Genomic DNA, 19,125 nt, shown 5'->3' with positions numbered 1-19,125 from the left:
ATGTTTTATAAAAACGCAATTGATCTTTTATAAAAGGTCAAGTATACCCCTTTGTTTATCTGTGTTTACAGGCTTTCTTTGAGTCAATATTAATTTAAAATTTTAAGATTATGAAAAAACAGAATTTAAAATCATTGACATTAAACAAGAAGTTAGTTTCTAATTTACAATACCATAAATTACAAGGAGGTAAAGCAGGTACTGAAGATATTACTAATTGTAATTTTTGCGGATACATACCTCCAAAAACACTAGATGGTTGCGATACTTTCACAACTCACACAAGTAGAAATCCAATGGGAGGTGTGCCATCTAACTGTGACGTTAGTAACTAAAAAACACTCTAAGCGAACTTCGGTTCGCTTTTTCTTCTTTACTTTTTTAAAAGTACCCGTATACATAATACTTTCTAACACAAAAATTTCAGGCATTAAAATATTAAATATGAAAACACAAAATAATTTACTTTTAGTAATCTGCTTAGTTTTAGCAAACTTTACCTATTCTCAAACAAATACATTTCCGACTAGTGGAAATGTTGGTATTGGGACTTCTGGACCTACAGCAAAAACAGATATGTATCTTCCTCAATTTGCGACTATGGAATCTGGGTTGAGAATAACCAGTCCATTTGCCTTTCAGCAAGGGAGTACTATAAATTCGCTATTTCATATACGAAAAAATGGACTCAGAAGAGGCTCGTTTGGAACTCAGTTTATTGTAAGAACGAATGGAAAAGTTGGAATTGGAGAAGAAAATCCTAATAGCAAACTTCATGTTCATAACGGTAGAATCCAAATTACAGGAAACAATTCTTATGGCGGTCCTATGATGATTTTTGGAGGAGATACAAATGCTCCAAGCGGAAATTGGGGAATTGAATATGTATCTGGAGGTGTTGCTGGTCTTAACTTCTGGAAACCTTCAGGAAGTAGCAATTTTGGAAATTATAAAATGTTTTTAACCGATACAGGAAAAGTAAGTATTGGACTCGATCCAAACACAGCAGGAACTTTTAACGGAAACTTTAAACTATATGTTGCAGATGGTATCATGACAGAAAAAGTAAAAGTAACCTTGCGTAGTTCTAGTGATTGGGCAGATTATGTATTTGAAGATAATTATGAATTATTACCACTTGAAGAAGTAGAAGCACATATTGAAAAAAATGGGCATTTACCAAATGTGCCAAGTGCCGAAGAAGTTGCAAAAGAAGGAATCAATCTAGCAAAGATGGATGCTAAACTATTAGAGAAAATTGAAGAACTGACATTATATGTCATTGAACAACAAAAGCAAATAAAGAAGTTACAAGAACAATTGAAAACTAAGTAATGATGAAGAATATAAGATTATTATATCTAATTGTTCTTATCACTTTAAGTTTTTCTCCATGTGCTAACGCACAAAACTTAATCCCGAATGGTGATTTTGAACTAGGAAATTATAACGGAGGAACAGATCCAGATGCATATTACTCTCAGGTAGGATGCACAACTGGTAGAGCTCGTTTTGATGCTGATTTATCTAATTGGTATGTTGCTAAGCCAACAGATATTTGGAGTTCTAGATGTTCGCCAGATTGGATTCCTGGTGGAATGGTAATAGGAGACGGATTTTGTCCAGCTAACGACTCTAGGTATATTAGGAGTGCTTTCGAAAACGAGAGTATTATGACCGAAATGGAGAATGGTTACAAACTAGTAAAAGGTAAAACATATAGATTTAAAGTAAAAGTAAGAGCTGCAAGAGGTTATGACTACGGTGCAGGAAGTTTTCAGGTAGTATTTTCAACGAAAAGTGAGGGTTTAAGAGTACAACCTCATAAAAAATGGGTGGCTTTAGATGTATATGTTGAACATTCTTGTGATTGGAGAAATATTGAAGCCTATTTTACAGTTCCGATGGATGATAATAAAGACTATGAAGACATGAAATATATTGTCTTACAGTACAATCATGAACAAAATTCTCCCGTCGATGATGCTGCTTCTTTAATTTTACATTATGATGAAGTGTCTTTGGTTGAAGAGGAAGAGTGTGTTGATTATAAATATATTCAAGATTGGCAATATTTTGATGTTCACAAAATAGAACAAGCGAATGTTCAAATTAGCGCAGGTTCTAATGTAAGCCCTGAACCTTGGGTTGATAATTTACCTGTGATAGTGAAAAGTTCATCAAAAGTCATTTATCGAGCACCGACAGTAATTTTAGCACCAGGTTTTATTACAGAACCCGGAAGTTATTTTGAAACACAAATAGGTACTTGTGTAGAAGATCCATGCCCGTCAATAGGAGCACTTGAAACACCATCAACACCAGTTTGTAGCAGTGGAACCACATTGGGTGAAAATATTCCAGATCAAGCAGGTGTATTTTACAGTTGGACTCCAGTAGAATATTTTTCAACTCCATGGTCTAGAGTTACAGATTTTACACCACCGTCAGGATCAGGTTGTGTGAATGCTGAATTGGTGATTTGGACAATATGCGGAGAAAGTCAAACATTTCCGTTTACCATGAGTTATTTTGATGCAGCACCATCTATAACTGTAAACAGTACTACTTCTGGAGTAAACAATTTAAATCTTGATTTAGACATCAATAATGCAAATTCATATACGGTAACAGCAGTAAGTGTAGCAAATGGAACGGTATTATATACGGATACGCAAAGTTCAAGTTGTAATGATATAAACGTAAACGATGTGCTTCTAGATTTAAATTCATGTCTCCTAGAAATGTGCGATGATGTTGAAGTTACCATTACGGCTTCCAATCCTTGTTTTGATGATGTTGAAGAAGTCATTACTTGGACAGCTCCTACACCTGTTGCTCCAATTAATAGTTTTTCGAATATGGTGAATACGGATTTTGATTTTCAATTTGACCTAGCGCTTCCAGCTAGTTATGAGTATTTAGTTATAGAAACGTGGAACGAGCAAGAAACAGAATTAATTTGTTCTCAAACAATAGAAGCTTGTACGAATCCTAATGTGGGAACATATCATTTTGATGTTACAAATTGCTTAACAGGCTGTGTTTCTCAATGTCATAATTATAAGATTAAAGTAAGGATGAAGAATTATTGTTATCCTACAGAAGCAGTTTCAACACTATCGTGGAATAAATCGAATACTGCATTTTCGATGCCTACAAGTTTTCCAAATGTCATTACGGCAAATGGTGATGGTATCAATGATACTTTATGTTTTAGTCCGCAAGGAGCCGATTTTTACCATTTGACCGTCGTAAATAGATGGGGAAATGTAATGTTTGAATCATCGGGTTGTGTTACAGAAAATCCGGTGTGTATATGGACGCCTGATGCTAGTATTAATGATGGTACTTATTTTTATACCATAGAATTTAGCAATCAATGTGGAGAGTATGGAAGCAACCATAATTTTGTTCAAATCTTCAATGGTTTTAATAGAGACGCAAATGATGAACCAGATAAAATCATTCCTGTAAATACAACTGAAATATCTGTATATCCAAATCCATCTAAAGGAATGTTTAATATAAATTTAGGAGGAATGTCAGAAGCTAATTTAGTTGTTTTAGATATGACGGGTAAAACTATTTTATCTAAAAATGCGACTACTAATATAGAAACTTTGGATCTTAGTAAGTATGCAAAAGGTGTTTACTTTTTGAGGATTAAAAATCGAGACTTTTTGGTTACAAAAAAGTTAATTGTTGAATAAATACAGTTGGCGCGCAAACACTGTTTGTTTTTAAGCAATTGAAAATTAAACTTTTTGACTCATAGCTCGAAAGTTACTTGTTTGAGTCTAGTTTCCGCTACTAAGCAAAAGCTTCACAGGAATGTGAAGCTTTTTTTGTATAAAAATTTCTTAACGAAGTTGTTATTTAACTTTATCATAAAAGATACAGCGGTTAGCGAACCACTATATTTTTAAAACTTACATGTTTTGTTGCGTATGTTGATTATTAGTATCAGGTCTTAAACACAATACTCCATCTCGAGTTGCAGCATCATCTTCACATGTAAATTCGGGAGAAGAAGCATGTAAGCCTGTAGATTGGCCGGTACAATCATCTGTATCTGTATCTTCTCCATTATTTGGATTTGGAGCATTTGTTCCTCCCATAATCGTAGCGACATTTAAGTTTGCAATCGTAAACTTTTTAAATGACATTAATTTTTTGTTTTTTTTCATACTATAAATTATTAATTGAATGTACTCAAAACTAATTATTCATTTGATAAAACGAGGAAAAAGTAAACTTCAACAATTGATAATTCAGTGAATTATCAATTACTATTGACTTTCTTGTATTTTTTTGATGAAGTAAGAAGGTTTTAGTCCTGTTCTTTTTCGAAAAGCTCTAAGAAAACCTTCCTGATTTGAAAATCCAGCTTCTGTGGCAATTGCCCTGATCGTATATTTTAGATATAATGGATCGTGTTGAATACAATTTATGATATAATCAACACGCAAATCGTTAATATAAGTGGCAAAATTTTTCCCTTTATGAGAATTGATAATCTTAGATAAATACTTGGAATTAGTATTCACAATTTTTGCGACATCTTTCAGAGATATTTGATTGGTGAGGTAACTTTTTTCTGCTTCAAAAATGTCTAATTGTTTTAAAATTTCTTGAATAGTACTTTCATCTATATCTATAGGAATCGGGCGTATTTGTGCATTCTCTACTGTAATTTGTTCTTCTATGATAGCGCTAGATCGGTTTACAATTGCATCATATCTTTTTTTGTAAAGTTTTTTCAATCTATAATAATAGAGCAATCCGCCCAAAGTCAATAGAACAAGTATGATGCTTATAATGAGGATCAAATTTTTATCACTTTTTAAATCGGCTATCAAATGATCTCTATCCGCCATTAATTCCGGAATATCATACTTTTTTGTAATGGTAGAAGATAAATATTTATAATTTATATGACTAATACTGTCCGCTTTTAGCAACTGTTCTATATAATATAATTGTGATTCTTTATCTTTTTTTTCTTTCGAATCTTTTATCAAATACAAATAAGATTCACGTATAGGTAGAAATAAATTCTGGGTTTCGGTAAAAGCAGTATCTATTTTTTGAAAAAGCGATAGTGCTTTATCTCTTTCTTGTAAAGCATCATAACTTTTTGCTAAATAAAAACTGGAAGTTATTTTGTTTGCTTTATCCAAATAGGGAATGCCTTTTTCCAGACTATCAACAGCAGCTTTATAATTTCCTTGTAAACATAGATTGATTCCGGAGCAAACCACAAAACGATGATATAAGTTCGTTAACTTATGGTCTAAGGATAGTTGTATGCCTTGCTGATTAATGACACTACTTTTTTCCAACTGTCCAGTTTCATAATAAATAGCTGTTAAATGAAGTAGTATGTTTAAATAACTGGATACATTCATCTCTTCTTTTGCTTCTTCATAATCGATACACTGCTTAAAAAGTGTGATCGCTTCGTCATAATTCCCTATTCTGCGTTTTAGAAAAGCAATATTATATTTTATGTAGTATTGATAGGTTGTATTTTGATTGGTATTGGCATACGATTCCGCAAATAAATAATTATCTATAGCTCTTTGATAATCTTCTGCCATATCTAAAAACAAGCCTTTATAAAAGTATCCTTTCATAGGAAACTCCGTATCCGTTTTTAAATCTTTAGTATAAAAGAGCGTACTATCTATGTATAGCATTTTCTTTTGATGATCCGTATTTTTTAAACTCAACAAATAATATGCTCTTCCAATCAATTCTTTACGTTGACTCTCTTGTGCTTTTTTTAAATAATATCTGATGAGTGTTTCTGCTTTATCTAAAGCTACTTTTTTATGCAGCACCTTTTTTTTCAAAGCAATACCTTCTTCTAATAAAGCATCACTTTTTTGTGCGTGACAGTATAAAATGACTGAGAAAAAACAGAGAAATGGAAGCAATTTCTTCATATAAATATCTATGGTTCTGACAAATATAACCGAAATCATACGCGAACTAATTCTTTTAAAGACGCAAATCTTTTACAATTCCATGAATTGCGTTTATAATTCAGAGAATTGTAAATGCTCTCTGTTGACTCATGTTTTATTTAAAGCTTGTTTTGTTCCTGTATTGATACACTAAATAAAAATCATTTAAAATTTAAAATCTAGAAATTATGAAAAAAAGAAATCTTAAAACCTTACGCTTGAACAAAAAAAATGTTTCGAATCTTAATCAAGATACAATCATTGGAGGTAGAGCTGCTTCTTCAAAAAGTGTTAGCGCAGCTACATGTTGTCTTAGTTGTACACGTTCTTGTAATAATTGTCCATTGACTATTGAGGATGATAAATGTAAACCGAAAGCATAATTCACAAATTTATAGTATGAAAAAAAAGAATTTAAAAAGTTTAACTCTAAACAAGACACAAGTTTCTAACCTTGTTGCTTTACGAGGAGGTCAAGTAAGGACACATACTATGAATAATTGTGGTACCGATGATGTAGGAACCTCTAATTATACTTATTGTTTAGAGTGTGAACCGATTACTGTAGAAACAGTTTGTGAAACAAAATCTAACACTCCTACTAAGTGCTGGTATTCTTCGGGTGATACTTTTTGATGTGTGTTAGTGTAGGTTAACTAAGCATTTTTAAAATGGACACAAGCTCATGCTGGGTCAGAAGTAATTCTGACCTGCTTTTTTAAGTTTTGAAAGCGTAAGAACTTGTGCTAAAAAAAGGCTCCACATTTCGGTGAAGCCTTTTAATTTTTAAAAATAGGTGCTATTATTTTTTGCTAATAGCAGGAAAGAAATCCCAACCACTTAACCCGTAATTATCAAAATATTTTGATTCTAAGCCTTCAACCTCATAGCTCATATTTTCTTTTCCACTTACATCACGAGAATGTATTGTTTCAGGGAATTCTTTTACACGATGAAAATTACCTTCATTATCTTTAGAAGCAACAAATAATTCTTCTTCCCACTCATACCAATAATACCAATTGTCTGTAAATGTAGTTTCTACCCAGTTTCTAGTAGAGCCATCATTACATACTTCATAATGGTATTCATATTTAATACGTACAAAAGCTTTTCTATGTAAATAAAGTCTTCCAACATGAAACATCCATAATTTTCTGCCTACTAAACTGAGAACTCCTTTACCTGTGATTTTTTTTGTTTTGTTCCAATACGAGCCTCCTATGCCAATAGATAAGCCTTTTCTTACCTCTACAGAGACACTCGGCGATATACTCCATCCGCTTTCATTTTTAGTAATTTCGACTTTACTCGTTCCATTAGCTATTGAAAATTCAAAAGAAGGGGAAATTTGTTCTTCCATGACCAAAGTACGATCATCTATATATCGTAAACGCTGGTAAAAAATATACACTTCTTCGGTACAACCTCTTTGGTTATGAATCACTTTTCTATGCGGATTCATATGACCTCTTGCATGAGTTCCTGGCAATCCTACAACAATTTTTCCTTTGTGCGCCTTCGCTCTTTCAACTTCTTTTTTGGCTTCTTTAAGCAAGGCTTTTCCAGTTTGCCATACACCTGGAACTTCTTCGTGAACAGGTGCTTTAATTCCAGAAGGAACAGGTCTGGAATGTGGATTCTTTTTATCGTTAGGAGATTTGGGTCCTAAAGGTGTATTCTCAGGTACTTTTCGTCCTTTGTTTCGTAGCTTTCGCTTCTTATCATCATCAATCATCACATTAAAGCTAAAAAAGACATTAGGAAATATACCTGTCGATAAGGAATATGGTGAAAAAGTAGCTCCGCTTATATATGAAGGACTGTAACTAATAAATTGATCAGGTATAGAAATATTATTGGTTAAAACATCCGGGTTTTCAACGACGGTAACTTCAGAAGTATCCATAGAATTATTTTCTGGAGCATCTTCAAAGGATTCAATCAATGTAACATCAATGGTATAATTTCCAGCTCTTTTTGATTGCACTTGCATCGTTTTAGTATAAATGCCTTCTGCAGAAGCTTCATTAGGGTAAATAGTTATATTTTGAATATCTCCACCACTAATACTAATGTTTTCCTGTGTTTTATTTTCAACTAAAATTTCTACGGGAGTTTCAATGCCTTCCAATCCATAAACTTCAATCGTCAAATTTGTAGATTCGCCCTTTAATAAATTCAGCTTTCCAACACTCAAATTCATGCCAACTACATGACAAGACTCCGAATTTGTAATGCCATTTTCAGTCACGGTAATTTTTTGCAAGCCTGAAACAGTATTGGGGATTTCGCAGATAAGTCGATCAGGAGATTCAGCAATAACCGGAATCGGATTGTTATTCAGAAGTACTTCCGTATTCTTCATGTCACCATCAAAATTCCCTTTAATATAACACGTATTTCCAGCTCTTAAATAGGTGGGAATTTGAATATTTTCTGAATTGCTTGGCGTTCGTGCAGTATTGTTGATTGGAATAGGAACGGTAGCAATAGCAGTTCCTTTAGGGTCATAAATAGTAAGTTCTTGCGTATTGTTGGGATTCACTTCAGGAATTTTTAACTCCACATTGGTGTCAGACGTAGGAGTTGAATTTCCATCAAAAGAAACTGTATACTTTTCTAAAGCTTCTTTTTGTTTCTGCGCTCTTTTTTTGTCTCTTTTACTGGTTCCTGTATGATCTGGAACAACCATGACGGTTCCCGATATTTGATCCTTAGAATGTATTTCTGCGGGCAGATTTACAGAAATTGTACCATTAACTGTTGATACATTAATGCGTTGTAGTCCATCACGTGTAGCGCTGTTACTATTGTTTTGGCTTAGACCAAAAGCAACGCAAAGAACACTCATCACTAGACTCATAGTTAGTCTTTTTTTCATAATGTAATATGTTATGATTAATATTTTTTAAAACACAATAAATATGAATTTAAATAATTGATTATCAAATAGTTAAAACACTAAATTTGAAAGGTGTTTTCCCTTTTTAGTTATTCTTAAGCAGTTTTAAAACTTAAAAAAACATTTTGTGAATAGTGTTTTTATGGAATTCATAGATTTTTGTAAATTCTAAAACGACTCACTTATAATTCCCACTTTTTTATTGTATTTTTAGTACGTAACCAATCTAACCAACCACTCTTTTCAAATGAAAGAGAAAGAATCATTAAAACTAGAAATACACGCTTGTATTGAGGCCATTGCAGAAAATCCTAGGGAATCTGAACTATACCAAAAATTAGGGGATTTACAGCTTCAATGTGGTGATGCCGTTGGTGCCTCAAAATCATATCGTAGTGCTACAGAATTAAGACAGTACGCATCAGGAGTTACAGATGCAAAAGTCGCTTTTACTTCTTCTATAAATAATACAGATGCATATTTAGAATTATTAAAGAATTGTTTAACGTATCAGTTGTGGAATGCGAGTGATGGAAGTGCGTTTGAAGTGAGCATCTCAAAACCACTAATTAGCTTTGCGAGAATCATTCATCGCATAAAGGAAGTTTTTAAGTTTTCTACTGCTGATAAACGTGAATTTGGATTGGATTGGCCAGCGAAAGCATTGACAATGGCTGGAAGAGAACGATTGAATAATATTGAATACTGTACAAAACTCATATTGCAAGAAGGTATTGAAGGCGACTTCATTGAAACGGGTGTTTGGCGAGGCGGTTGTACCATATTCATGCGTGCATTGCTAAAAAGTTATGGAGATACAAAACGTTCTGTTTGGGTAGCCGATTCGTTTTCTGGAATGCCAAAACCCAACAAAAAAGAATATCCTGCCGATAAAAAATACGATCTTTCTATGTGGAAAACTTTAGCGGTTACCGCAGATGAGGTTCGTGAAAATTTCAAACGATTTGATTTGCTTGATGAAAAAGTGAAATTTTTAGAAGGATGGTTTTCAGAAACTTTACCGAAAGCGCCTATTGAAAAACTAGCGATGATTCGTTTGGATGGTGATTTGTATGAATCAACGATGGATGCATTAAAAAGTCTATATCATAAACTTTCGGATGGCGGTTTTATAATTGTAGATGATTATCATTGTGCGCCGCCATGCAAGCAAGCAATCGATGAGTTTAGAGAAGCAAATTCCATTACAGATAAAATTGTGTCAATAGATTGGTCAGCGATATATTGGCGTAAAAACACAGACAAATAAACGAATACTATGGTAGATAACTGGAATGATGTAGCATCAGATATATCGGAAGCAATGAGAGCTTGGTTACAAGAATTAACCCAAATTACCTGCTCGAATACAGAAAATAATGAAGATGAAGTGCCGAAAGTTTTATTTGTATTAGATAATGATTATGGCGAACTCACTACGATTATGTATTTGGTTTCTGGACAGAACTATTTTAGAAAATCCAAAGTATTATTAAGTGCGCGATTGTATGAAAAGAATAAAAATATTCTTCCCCAAAATATTGACCTTTGGACGACCGAAGAAGATGTCTTAAATTCCTTAAAAACATACCAACCTGATGTACTTGTATTTGCTGCAGGTTATTTAATTCCAGTACATAATTTATTGACAAATGAAGCTTTGGAGCGCGTATGTCAAGCAGCTACAGATCAAAAAATACAAGTAGTTACTGCCGATCCGTTTTTAGGATTGGTCTCAGAATGGTCGCCAAAAGGATTGAAAGAAATTATTTCCATAGACATTCCTACAGGTTCCAACGAACATTTGATAGGTTTAAAACGGCAAGCAGATCAAAAATTACATACCGAGTTAGCGGCCGCGAATTCCTTTTTGCGAGCATTTCCACATCTATATCCTACGTATACAGACATGAAGGGAATTGCCGCGTTTCCATCGGATGAAAAAAACAAAAGCTTCTTTAATGAAAAATTGGTGATTCCTGCCGAACTTCAATCACTTTCATCAAAAGACAAACCGCATTGGATGTTTATCATTTCTGAGGTCGATTTTCAAACACAAACCATGCATGTAGGCGCAGGAAAGTTTGTGGCAATGGTTTGGAACTTACTCACGCAAGGAGCAAATTTAGGTCGAAAAATGATCTTTTTGGGACCAAGCGCATTAATCAATATGTTGCGTTCTATGAGTACTACTCCAAATGAAAATATATGTTTGTTCAACTTTGGCGCTTTTGATCGTGTCATGTCGTTACTGCTCACGGCAGAATATACTTTTTACTGGAATGTGGTGTCACATACCATATTAATTCAATTGTGGAATGGAAAATCGGTCATACTTTTTGACAAAGGACATTTGGCGCGTTCGGTTTCAAACTTATACGAACGTGTCATTGCGTGGTATTATCAAGGTTGGGAACCTAATTATTTTGATCAAACCCAAAAAATAACGTTAGAAGGATTGGCTGATTTTGTAAACGATCACACAAAACAAAAAGAAAGGCTTATGAAAGCCTATACACGTGCGCCATCTCCAGCAGCACTATTCAATTCATTGCTACAAGTAGAGTAATATAGATGTGTGAGGAGACAAGGTTTTAGTCAAAAATCAAGTTTCTTCATGTGATTTATATAAAATTCTGTTACTTTTAGTTTCTAACTAAATGTGATCAACGATAAAAGTAATTTGAATAATGGCAGGAAAAAGTATTGACATCAAAGGGACTATAGTTCAATTTATCTTAATTGTATTTAGTGTGGTACTCGGTATCTATTTAAGTGAAAGAATTGAAGAAGGCAAGAATAAAAAAGCTTCCGAAGAACTATTAAGTAAGATCAAATCTGAAGTAAAGGACAATCTAATCATATTGAATGAATGGGGTCCGTATCATCAAAAAATAGCTGAAAAATTAAAAGAACTTTCAACGGATGAAGTGTTTATAGCAGAATTTAAAAAAGACAAATTCATCTTTTTTGAAAGATTGCTCACCAAAGGAAGTTTTATGGGAAAATCACCAGCCAATGATGCTTGGGATATTGCAAAATCGCATCCGCTTATAGTGAATATTGAGTATGACAAACTGTTTGTACTCTCTAAAGTGTACAAACAACAAGAAGTGGCATTTAAACCTGGCATGGAGATGTTTGAATTATTTAACTCAAAGGATGTAAATACAGACAAGTACGCAAAATCAAATCTAGAATTAATGTCTTACCGTATGAGAGAACTTGTGGCACGAGAACAACAGTTGATGGATTATTACAAAGATGCAGCAGCAATACTTGATATAAAAAAGTAAACTTGAGCTACCTATGATCTACTCGAATTTACAGTAAAACCCTAAATAAAACTGATCAGCTCAGGATGACTATACCATTTTGTTTTTAATGGAGTCAAATCGTTTTCTTGCAATATATTCTTAGTAGTTTCTGCATGTGTAATACCGGAAATAGTGGCTTCATAACAGCTAAAATCTCTACGTCTCGCTTGAATGCAAAAGTCAATTCCTTGTAAGTTTTCTGGAATAAAATCATGATCAAATCCAGTCGTAGCTAACAATACTGTTCTTTTCACTAAAAGAAAATCATCATGCAACCACGGACTTTTTTTATATTTCTGTTCCAATATTTTTTTGCTTGGCGCGATGATGTCTGCATTCGTTTCATTTAAAATAGCAATCATCTCCGTGAGTGAAGCTATATCGTGGATCGTGACCGTATCTTTTACAAAACAAACTAACTTTTTACGAGAAACTTGAAAACCTTCCATTCGCCAAGAAGCAGCATTTGCTTGTGTTTCAATAATAGAATTTCCGTCAATACCTATCGCTTTCAATTGCTGTATTTGCGGACTTTTATGCTGCACAATAAACGCAATATCTTTTATTGTTTTGTTGATAGGTTCCTTTTCAATAAACGTAAATGGAGGTGCTTCATTGGTCCGAATCAATGGTAATTCCATACGTTGTACGGCGTCATCAGCCAATCGTCTCCACATTTCAAAAGCTGCGGCAGAAGTCAATTCGTTACTCGCACGATCGTCATGTATTCGGTAGTAATAAAGAATTTCATCTACCAATTCAAAATGCGCAACTTCTTCTACTTGCAAAAAAATATCGCAATCTTCTCCAGCTTGCATAAAATCGTCGAACCCGCGCCAGCCCAACGTTTTATTGTAAGCACTTTTTCGAATCAAATACGGTTGCGCCTGATTAAAAACATCTGTCACCATTCCTTTAAAATATGTGCGTGGACCAAATGGAAACCACTGTGTTTTTTCTACAATGTTACTTTCCTGATTGATAAATCCACGTTTTCCACGTATCAAACTCGCCCAAGGAGTTGCTTTTGCGGCTTCTATAAAACATTCTACTGCATGCGGCGCCAATTCATCGTCATCATCTAAAGGCAATATATACGCTTTATCATTTTGGCTACTAAGAAATGCTCTCGCTTTGGCAATTCCTTGATTTTCGTTAAAAAAAACACGGATCTTAGGATGATTCGTAGTTTCTATCTTTTTAAGAATTTCATGCGAAAGTGCATCGCCGCCATCCCACACTAGTGATAGTTGCCACGCGTCACTCGTTTGACGGAGTACTGAATCGATACATTGTTGTAAAAATTCCCCTTTGAAGACAGGGACTTCTATAGAAATTGTCATAAAATATCCTTGAACTAAAGTTGCTTAATTCAAGCAAAAGTGTTAAGTTATTTCATAAAGATAAATAAAAAAAATTGGAAGCATACGGTTACTACTTCAACAAATTACCAAAAATTGCGCAACTAAAAACACTTCAGTTGCTTGAAAAAGAAGCAGTGGTTTCGTTCAATTTAGATCGAACAGTAGCGGAACTTGCAGCGCAGTGGAAATTAACGCTTGGAAAGGTGTTAAAAGGAGGAACCGCTAGCCTTATTATTGAAGCAACTCGCGAAAACGGACAAGAAGCAGTATTAAAGATTGCCTTACCAGGCAGTAATATTTGGACAGAAGCTTTGGTACTCAGAGTCGCAAAAGGAAATGGATACGTGAATTTGTACGAAGTTGACTTTTCTAAGGAAGCCATTTTATTAGAAAGATTAGGAACACCTTTAAGTGGCACTTCAAAAACGATTGACGAACATATCGTAACAATTTGTAAGGTATTGACGAAAGCTTGGGTACGACCAAATATTATGGTTCCGTTGCCAACTGCGGCTCAAAAAGCCTTGGAAATGAAAGAAATTGTGAAGCAAAAATGGAGCACACTTCACAAACCATTTTCCGAACAAACACTGCAATTAGCCATTGAATATGCACAAGCACGCATGGAAGCGTACGATCCAGAGAACTGTGTGTTGGCACATGGAGATGCACATGGTTTTAATTTGATGGAAACCGAAAATGACACGTATAAGCTTATAGATCCTGATGGAATATATGCTGATAAAGCTTATGATTTAATCTGCATTATGCGCGATTGGAGTGACGGTTTACTCCGAGGAAATACATTGGAATTGCTTTTGGCACGTTGCCATTGGGTTCATGAATTAACTGGTGTTGATAAAACGTCCATTTGGCAATGGGGATTTTTGGGGAGATTGATGATAGGAATCACATTGTTAGAATTAGGAAACACTCATGAAGGCAAGCAAACCTTAGAAGTTGCCGACAGAATTTCGCATTATCGATTGTTTAGAGAAACTTAGTTTGAAGTTGAAGTTGAAGTTGAAGTTGAAGTTGAAATCGAAATTGAAAGTTGAATTTGAATTTGAAAGCTGAACTCATCTTGCTGAAAGGGATGATCTAAAATTTAATTTTGAGTGATCTCATCACGTTTTTGCAAGACAAATAATTCTTCTAAAGTACTCGATACAGAAGTTGCCGTAGCAATCTTTTCATAAGTTTTTAATAGCGATATGCCAAGAATGTATTTTTTGTCAACCAATCTCGCAGAATAATTATCTTCTGAAATAGTTGTAATAAAATCATCAATTTGTTTAAATAATTCGCGATTGTGTGCTTTGGTCACACCCCAAATTCCTGAAACTACACGCGCTAGTTCTTTTATATAGATTTCTAAAAACTCAGGAATACTAACTTCTGCCGTCATATCGATCACATTTTTGTGAGAAGACAAAAGCAAATCGTACGCAGTTTGCTCAATGGTAGTTTTGGCTTTTTCTGCTTGTTCTACATTCAATCGATTGATAAAATAACCTCTAAAAATAGGCGATAATTGTTCGTTTAATTCGTCTCGATTTTTACGTTTTTTTATCGCATTTTCACGCTTTGCAGTATATTGACCAACAACCGCTGAAGCCGCCTGAAGTCTTGATTGCAATGCATTGCTTCGATTGGTTTGTGTAAGATAACCACTCAATCGGAAAATGAGTTCTCTATAATTTTTAAGATTTTCTAAAGCAACTTCTGTGGTTGGCAACTTTGGTTCTTCAGCTTTTAAGGTATCAATTACTTTTTGAAGTTCTTCTACAGGTAAAGTCGTCAACGACATGTTAATAGGCGAATCAACCTGATTGAAAAATAATTTGATATCCTGTTCTGTACAATAACGCACTGTGTCTGGAAGTTCATGCCAGTTGATGCGCATTGGACAATAGCGCCAAACAAGATTGAGTCCTCTGGCTTTCATCAATTGATTGAAATAGTTGGAATTTTCCATTACTTCTTCAAAAGAAGCACCTTTGCGAATGGTTTCGTAGGTTTCCTTTTTGAAAGAATCTATGGAAATGTGAATCCAACAATTAAAACTTTCCAAGAGCGATTTTATAGCATCATTCAGAATGGTTGCATTGGTTAAAATACAGGTTTTAATTTTAGGATTTACTTCGCTAATGGCTTTCCAAATACTTTTATAGGCGCCGATCATAAACGGTTCACCACCCATAAAATCAGTTTCTACAACTTGTGGTAAATAAACTTTTAATTGTTCCACAAAAGCATCATCATACGGATTTGGCATCGCTGGTAAACCTTCTCGATGTACACGAATAGAAGACGAAGCCAATCCGTGACACATAATGCATTGTAAATTACAATTGTTGTGAATGTTGAATTCCAATTTCATCGGTAATACATTTGAAGCTAATTCTATACCAGATTCTGCATTTCTTTTAGCTCTCGTAATTCTGAAATATTTGGCTTGTTGACTGTAAAAATTTGCATGCGATCCGCCAAAATCTTTTGATAGAATTTGTTCTCGACATTTTTCGCAACCAATTGGAAATTTCCCTGCTTGCAATTCTTCTCGCATTTTTTGAGCTTCATCACTATTCCAAATCTCATCCAAAGAATGTTTAGGATAAACGCCCATTACTTTCGTTCGATTAAAACAACAAGCTGTTACAATTCCCAATTGAGAGAAATGCAAGTTCATGGAAGGCGCTGGACACAGTGTATGCAGCGAAGCTCCATTTCGAAATTCATTATATTCTTTGAGTGTCTTTTGATCTATCATGATGTAATTCGTACTGCTTTTTGTCAAGTTGTTTGTTAATAATTTCACTTACGCGAATGGCGTTGGCGGCAATAGTGAGACTTGGATTTGTACCAGAGCTCGATGGAAAAAAGGAAGCATCTACAATATATAGATTGTCTACTTCGTGTGCTCTGTTATCAGCATTTAAAACGCTTGTTTTCGGATCATTTCCAAATCGGCATGTACCACACACATGACCAAAATTGATATTGTTTTTAGTTCCTGTAACAACGGTGGTTTTTAAGTTTGGCGAAAGTGACTTTGCAATCAGTTTCCGGAGCTTTTTTGTGCGTTGTTTTAATTCTTTTGAATATGTATAATGGATTCGAAAACCATTTGCAGTATTCGGATCAAGTTCTACGCGATTGTGTAAATAAGGAAGATCTTCTACAATGGTGCTAAACGCAGCACTTTTATGGAAGTATTTGCTTGCTATTTTTGAAATTTTTGGTAATAAAAAGCTGGTTTTTCTTCGAAACCAACTCGGATCTTTTTCTTCAACATAGCGTAAATAGCTTAAAATAATAGGCGGAATTGCTTTTAAACCAACCGATTGAAATGTACCTAGTTTTTCTCCATTATGAATATAAAAATCGTTCATCGTAATCGATTTTATGGGACCAGTAGCATCTCGTTTTTTCTTCTGATTTACCATGATAAAATCACTGGTGTGAAGCATTAAATTACGCCCAACCATGCCTGAACCATTTGCCAAACCGTGTTTCCAATCATCGGAAGTAGAACTTAGTAGTATGCTTGGTGTTGCATATGCTCCAGCGGCCAATACAACTATTTTTGCTTGAAGTTTTAGGGTTTTTCCATCTTTTATAGCATGAATGTTTTGTACACTCTTTGCATCTGCTTCTAAACGAACAACTTCACATTCCGTTAAAATTTTAGCGTTGTATTCAAACAAAGCCGGCAATAAGGATCGAGTGCCTGCATCACTTTTACAACCTCTAAAACATAAATCTAGACATTCCCAACATTTATCGGAATTGTGATATCCTACATGTGAGCGGTACGGATGTAATCCGGCATTTTGCATGGAAGAAAAAATAAACTCATCACGTTCGCTAAGCGCAGGAGCTTTTAGTAAAGGTGCTTCTGCATCAGGATTCAAACGATCTTGCGTACCACAAATTTTCATATGTGCTTCTGCCTTTCGGTAGTACGGAATAAAATCGTTGTAGTTTATTGGCCATTTATCAGGAATAGTAGAGTCGCCAATATTCTTAAAGTATTTTTTAGGTGTAAAATCTGCGGGTTGAAAGCGTTCTAGTTGTGCTCCATATAAAATGGTTGATCCGCCGGTACCACAACCTACAGGTCCAAAGAAATTTGTTTTTCCAAACGATGTTTCTCCTTCCAATTTGTGTGGCCAACGACCTTTAATGAGTCGAGCTTGTGTTTCATCAATTCCTGCGGGAATTTCTCCATTTACAAAGTGTACGGCTTGTACATGTTTTCCTTTTTCAACAAACAATACACGTTTGCCGAGTTGACTGAGTTCATAACCCATCGTAGCTCCGCCCATACCTGTTCCTATAACAATGACATCCCAATATTCTTTTTCGGGGTTTTTAGGTGCGTATGTTTCTACATTCATATATTGTTAGTTGTTTTCCAAAGCTGCTAATAGTATCGAAGCTGCTTTGTCAAGTCCATTGTATTGTTTGAGTATTTTAGCATACTGAGCTAACCGTTTTTTTATGGTTGTGTTTGAAAGTAAACCTTCAATCGTATCATTCAAATATGCTGTTGTGATGGATGCTTGCGGTTTATTCATTAAAATTCCTAATCCTAATTTTTCGATGTGTTTGCCAATTTCTAATTGTTCCAAATTGTTAGGAAATATCAGCATGGGAGTTTCATGAAGTATGCATTCCATCACTGTTCCATGTCCGCCATGACAACAAACAATCTTACTTTTTTTGAGGCATTCTTCCAAATATCCAAATTTGACAGCATGCAAATTCTCTTGCGGTTGTATTTGATAATCACTATCAGAAACCATTAGTAAGCTATGATTTTTATCAATATTTTCAACAAGCCAAGGCACTAAATTCGGACCATTTCCAGTACTTCCAAAGCAAAGAAAAATAGCAACTTCACTGAGAGCAATTGCATCTTTATACAATCGTTTCCAACCTTGCCAAGAAAAATGACCACACCAATTGATGTTTGGGTTTTCTAGAGTTGTTTTGTCATTAGTGAATTCTATTTCGGGAATGCCAGGCACTAAAATATTTCCAGTATCTAAAGGTGAAAAAAATGTACCTCTAATTCTGTGGTAAAACGAAAGAAAACCAAGAATATTAGAAATATGAAAAACACGATGAATTGGAGTTTTTGATAGCATTGTCACTGTAAATCGGTAATCAGTTACAATCATATCTGGCTGTAAACGCTCGATTAACTTTTCGTCATGCGTCATCATTTTTTTCAAATATTCACTTCGTACTGTAAGTGCTTCTGAACTTAGATTGTTAGCATTTTCAAGATTTAATAGATCGTCTTCTTTTGTATTACCAAAAGCTTTGATAGCGCCAAAAGAACGAGAACTACTTGGAGGCATTTCTATGGTTGTGTGAATAGAAATACCTTCAGGTAGTACTTGTAATAAATTTGAATAATACATATCGCAAGCAATATGTACATCAATATTATATTCTAACAGTTTTTCAGCAAGCGAAAACGTACGGGTCAAATGACCCAATACGTTGCTAAGCGGTAAAAACAGTATTCGAGTTTTGCTCATATGGTTTAGCTT

Annotated in this window: 15 protein-coding genes; 8 read left to right on the top strand and 7 right to left on the bottom strand. The window is 34.5% G+C overall.

Features of this window, described 5'->3' with window-relative positions; all coding sequences use genetic code 11:
• The first annotated feature begins 110 nt into the window (after positions 1-110).
• The 3 genes from Q0845_RS05690 to Q0845_RS05680 all read left to right on the top strand — a co-directional run bounded on the left by Q0845_RS05690 (position 111) and on the right by Q0845_RS05680 (position 3,713).
• Complete coding sequence (locus Q0845_RS05690; protein WP_298510451.1) at positions 111-335, top strand: hypothetical protein; 225 nt, start codon at positions 111-113, stop codon at positions 333-335.
• A 109-nt stretch (positions 336-444) separates the two neighbouring features.
• Positions 445-1,335: a hypothetical protein gene (locus Q0845_RS05685; RefSeq protein ID WP_298510448.1), complete on the top strand. Its 891-nt coding sequence runs from the start codon at positions 445-447 to the stop codon at positions 1,333-1,335.
• Complete coding sequence (locus Q0845_RS05680) at positions 1,335-3,713, top strand: T9SS type A sorting domain-containing protein (protein ID WP_298510445.1); 2,379 nt, start codon at positions 1,335-1,337, stop codon at positions 3,711-3,713. Before Q0845_RS05685 ends, Q0845_RS05680 begins: the two co-directional genes overlap by 1 nt.
• Positions 3,714-3,932: 219 nt before the next feature.
• On the opposite strand, the gene Q0845_RS05675 is transcribed toward Q0845_RS05680, so the two are convergent.
• Positions 3,933-4,190 carry a hypothetical protein gene (locus tag Q0845_RS05675; protein ID WP_298510444.1) on the bottom strand — a complete coding sequence of 86 codons (258 nt, stop codon included), beginning with the start codon at positions 4,188-4,190 and terminating at the stop codon, positions 3,933-3,935.
• 102 nt (positions 4,191-4,292) lie between these two features.
• On the bottom strand, positions 4,293-5,951 hold the full coding sequence (locus tag Q0845_RS05670) for a helix-turn-helix domain-containing protein (protein WP_298510441.1): 1,659 nt from the start codon (positions 5,949-5,951) through the stop codon (positions 4,293-4,295).
• A gap of 209 nt (positions 5,952-6,160) precedes the next feature.
• Here Q0845_RS05670 and Q0845_RS05665 point away from each other — a divergent pair, with 209 nt between their 5' ends.
• Entirely contained in the window at positions 6,161-6,355 is a 195-nt protein-coding gene (locus tag Q0845_RS05665) for a hypothetical protein (protein ID WP_298510438.1), read from the top strand.
• A gap of 419 nt (positions 6,356-6,774) precedes the next feature.
• On the opposite strand, the gene Q0845_RS05660 is transcribed toward Q0845_RS05665, so the two are convergent.
• Positions 6,775-8,856, bottom strand: a complete 2,082-nt coding sequence (locus Q0845_RS05660; RefSeq protein WP_298510435.1) for an IPT/TIG domain-containing protein — start codon at positions 8,854-8,856, stop codon at positions 6,775-6,777.
• A 268-nt stretch (positions 8,857-9,124) separates the two neighbouring features.
• Between Q0845_RS05660 and Q0845_RS05655 the strand changes: the two genes are divergently transcribed.
• The 3 genes from Q0845_RS05655 to Q0845_RS05645 all read left to right on the top strand — a co-directional run bounded on the left by Q0845_RS05655 (position 9,125) and on the right by Q0845_RS05645 (position 12,173).
• Entirely contained in the window at positions 9,125-10,147 is a 1,023-nt protein-coding gene (locus Q0845_RS05655; protein WP_298510432.1) for a TylF/MycF/NovP-related O-methyltransferase, read from the top strand.
• Between the two features lie 9 nt (positions 10,148-10,156).
• Positions 10,157-11,446, top strand: a complete 1,290-nt coding sequence (locus tag Q0845_RS05650; RefSeq protein WP_298510429.1) for a hypothetical protein — start codon at positions 10,157-10,159, stop codon at positions 11,444-11,446.
• A 121-nt stretch (positions 11,447-11,567) separates the two neighbouring features.
• The gene (locus Q0845_RS05645) at positions 11,568-12,173 is read left to right on the top strand and encodes a hypothetical protein (protein WP_298510426.1); all 606 of its coding nucleotides are present in this window, start codon (positions 11,568-11,570) and stop codon (positions 12,171-12,173) included.
• Between the two features lie 41 nt (positions 12,174-12,214).
• Here the strand turns inward: Q0845_RS05645 and Q0845_RS05640 are convergent, their stop codons facing one another.
• Positions 12,215-13,537: a glycosyltransferase gene (locus tag Q0845_RS05640; protein WP_298510423.1), complete on the bottom strand. Its 1,323-nt coding sequence runs from the start codon at positions 13,535-13,537 to the stop codon at positions 12,215-12,217.
• 74 nt (positions 13,538-13,611) lie between these two features.
• On the opposite strand from Q0845_RS05640, the gene Q0845_RS05635 reads away from it, so the two are divergent.
• Positions 13,612-14,562 carry an aminoglycoside phosphotransferase family protein gene (locus Q0845_RS05635; protein ID WP_298510420.1) on the top strand — a complete coding sequence of 317 codons (951 nt, stop codon included), beginning with the start codon at positions 13,612-13,614 and terminating at the stop codon, positions 14,560-14,562.
• Between the two features lie 104 nt (positions 14,563-14,666).
• Here Q0845_RS05635 and Q0845_RS05630 read toward each other — a convergent pair whose 3' ends face one another.
• The 3 genes from Q0845_RS05630 to Q0845_RS05620 are packed head-to-tail and all read right to left on the bottom strand — an operon-like array spanning position 14,667 to position 19,113.
• Complete coding sequence (locus Q0845_RS05630; protein ID WP_298510418.1) at positions 14,667-16,331, bottom strand: twitch domain-containing radical SAM protein; 1,665 nt, start codon at positions 16,329-16,331, stop codon at positions 14,667-14,669.
• Positions 16,300-17,961, bottom strand: coding sequence for a GMC family oxidoreductase (locus tag Q0845_RS05625; protein WP_298510415.1), 1,662 nt, complete (start codon positions 17,959-17,961; stop codon positions 16,300-16,302). Before Q0845_RS05625 ends, Q0845_RS05630 begins: the two co-directional genes overlap by 32 nt.
• A gap of 6 nt (positions 17,962-17,967) precedes the next feature.
• Positions 17,968-19,113 carry a glycosyltransferase gene (locus tag Q0845_RS05620; RefSeq protein WP_298510412.1) on the bottom strand — a complete coding sequence of 382 codons (1,146 nt, stop codon included), beginning with the start codon at positions 19,111-19,113 and terminating at the stop codon, positions 17,968-17,970.
• Positions 19,114-19,125 lie beyond the last annotated feature (12 nt).

This window comes from uncultured Kordia sp., assembly GCF_947489565.1.
Lineage (GTDB): Bacteria > Bacteroidota > Bacteroidia > Flavobacteriales > Flavobacteriaceae > Kordia.
Note: the sequence above shows the minus strand (reverse complement) of the source record. Positions and strands in the feature narration are given on the sequence as shown.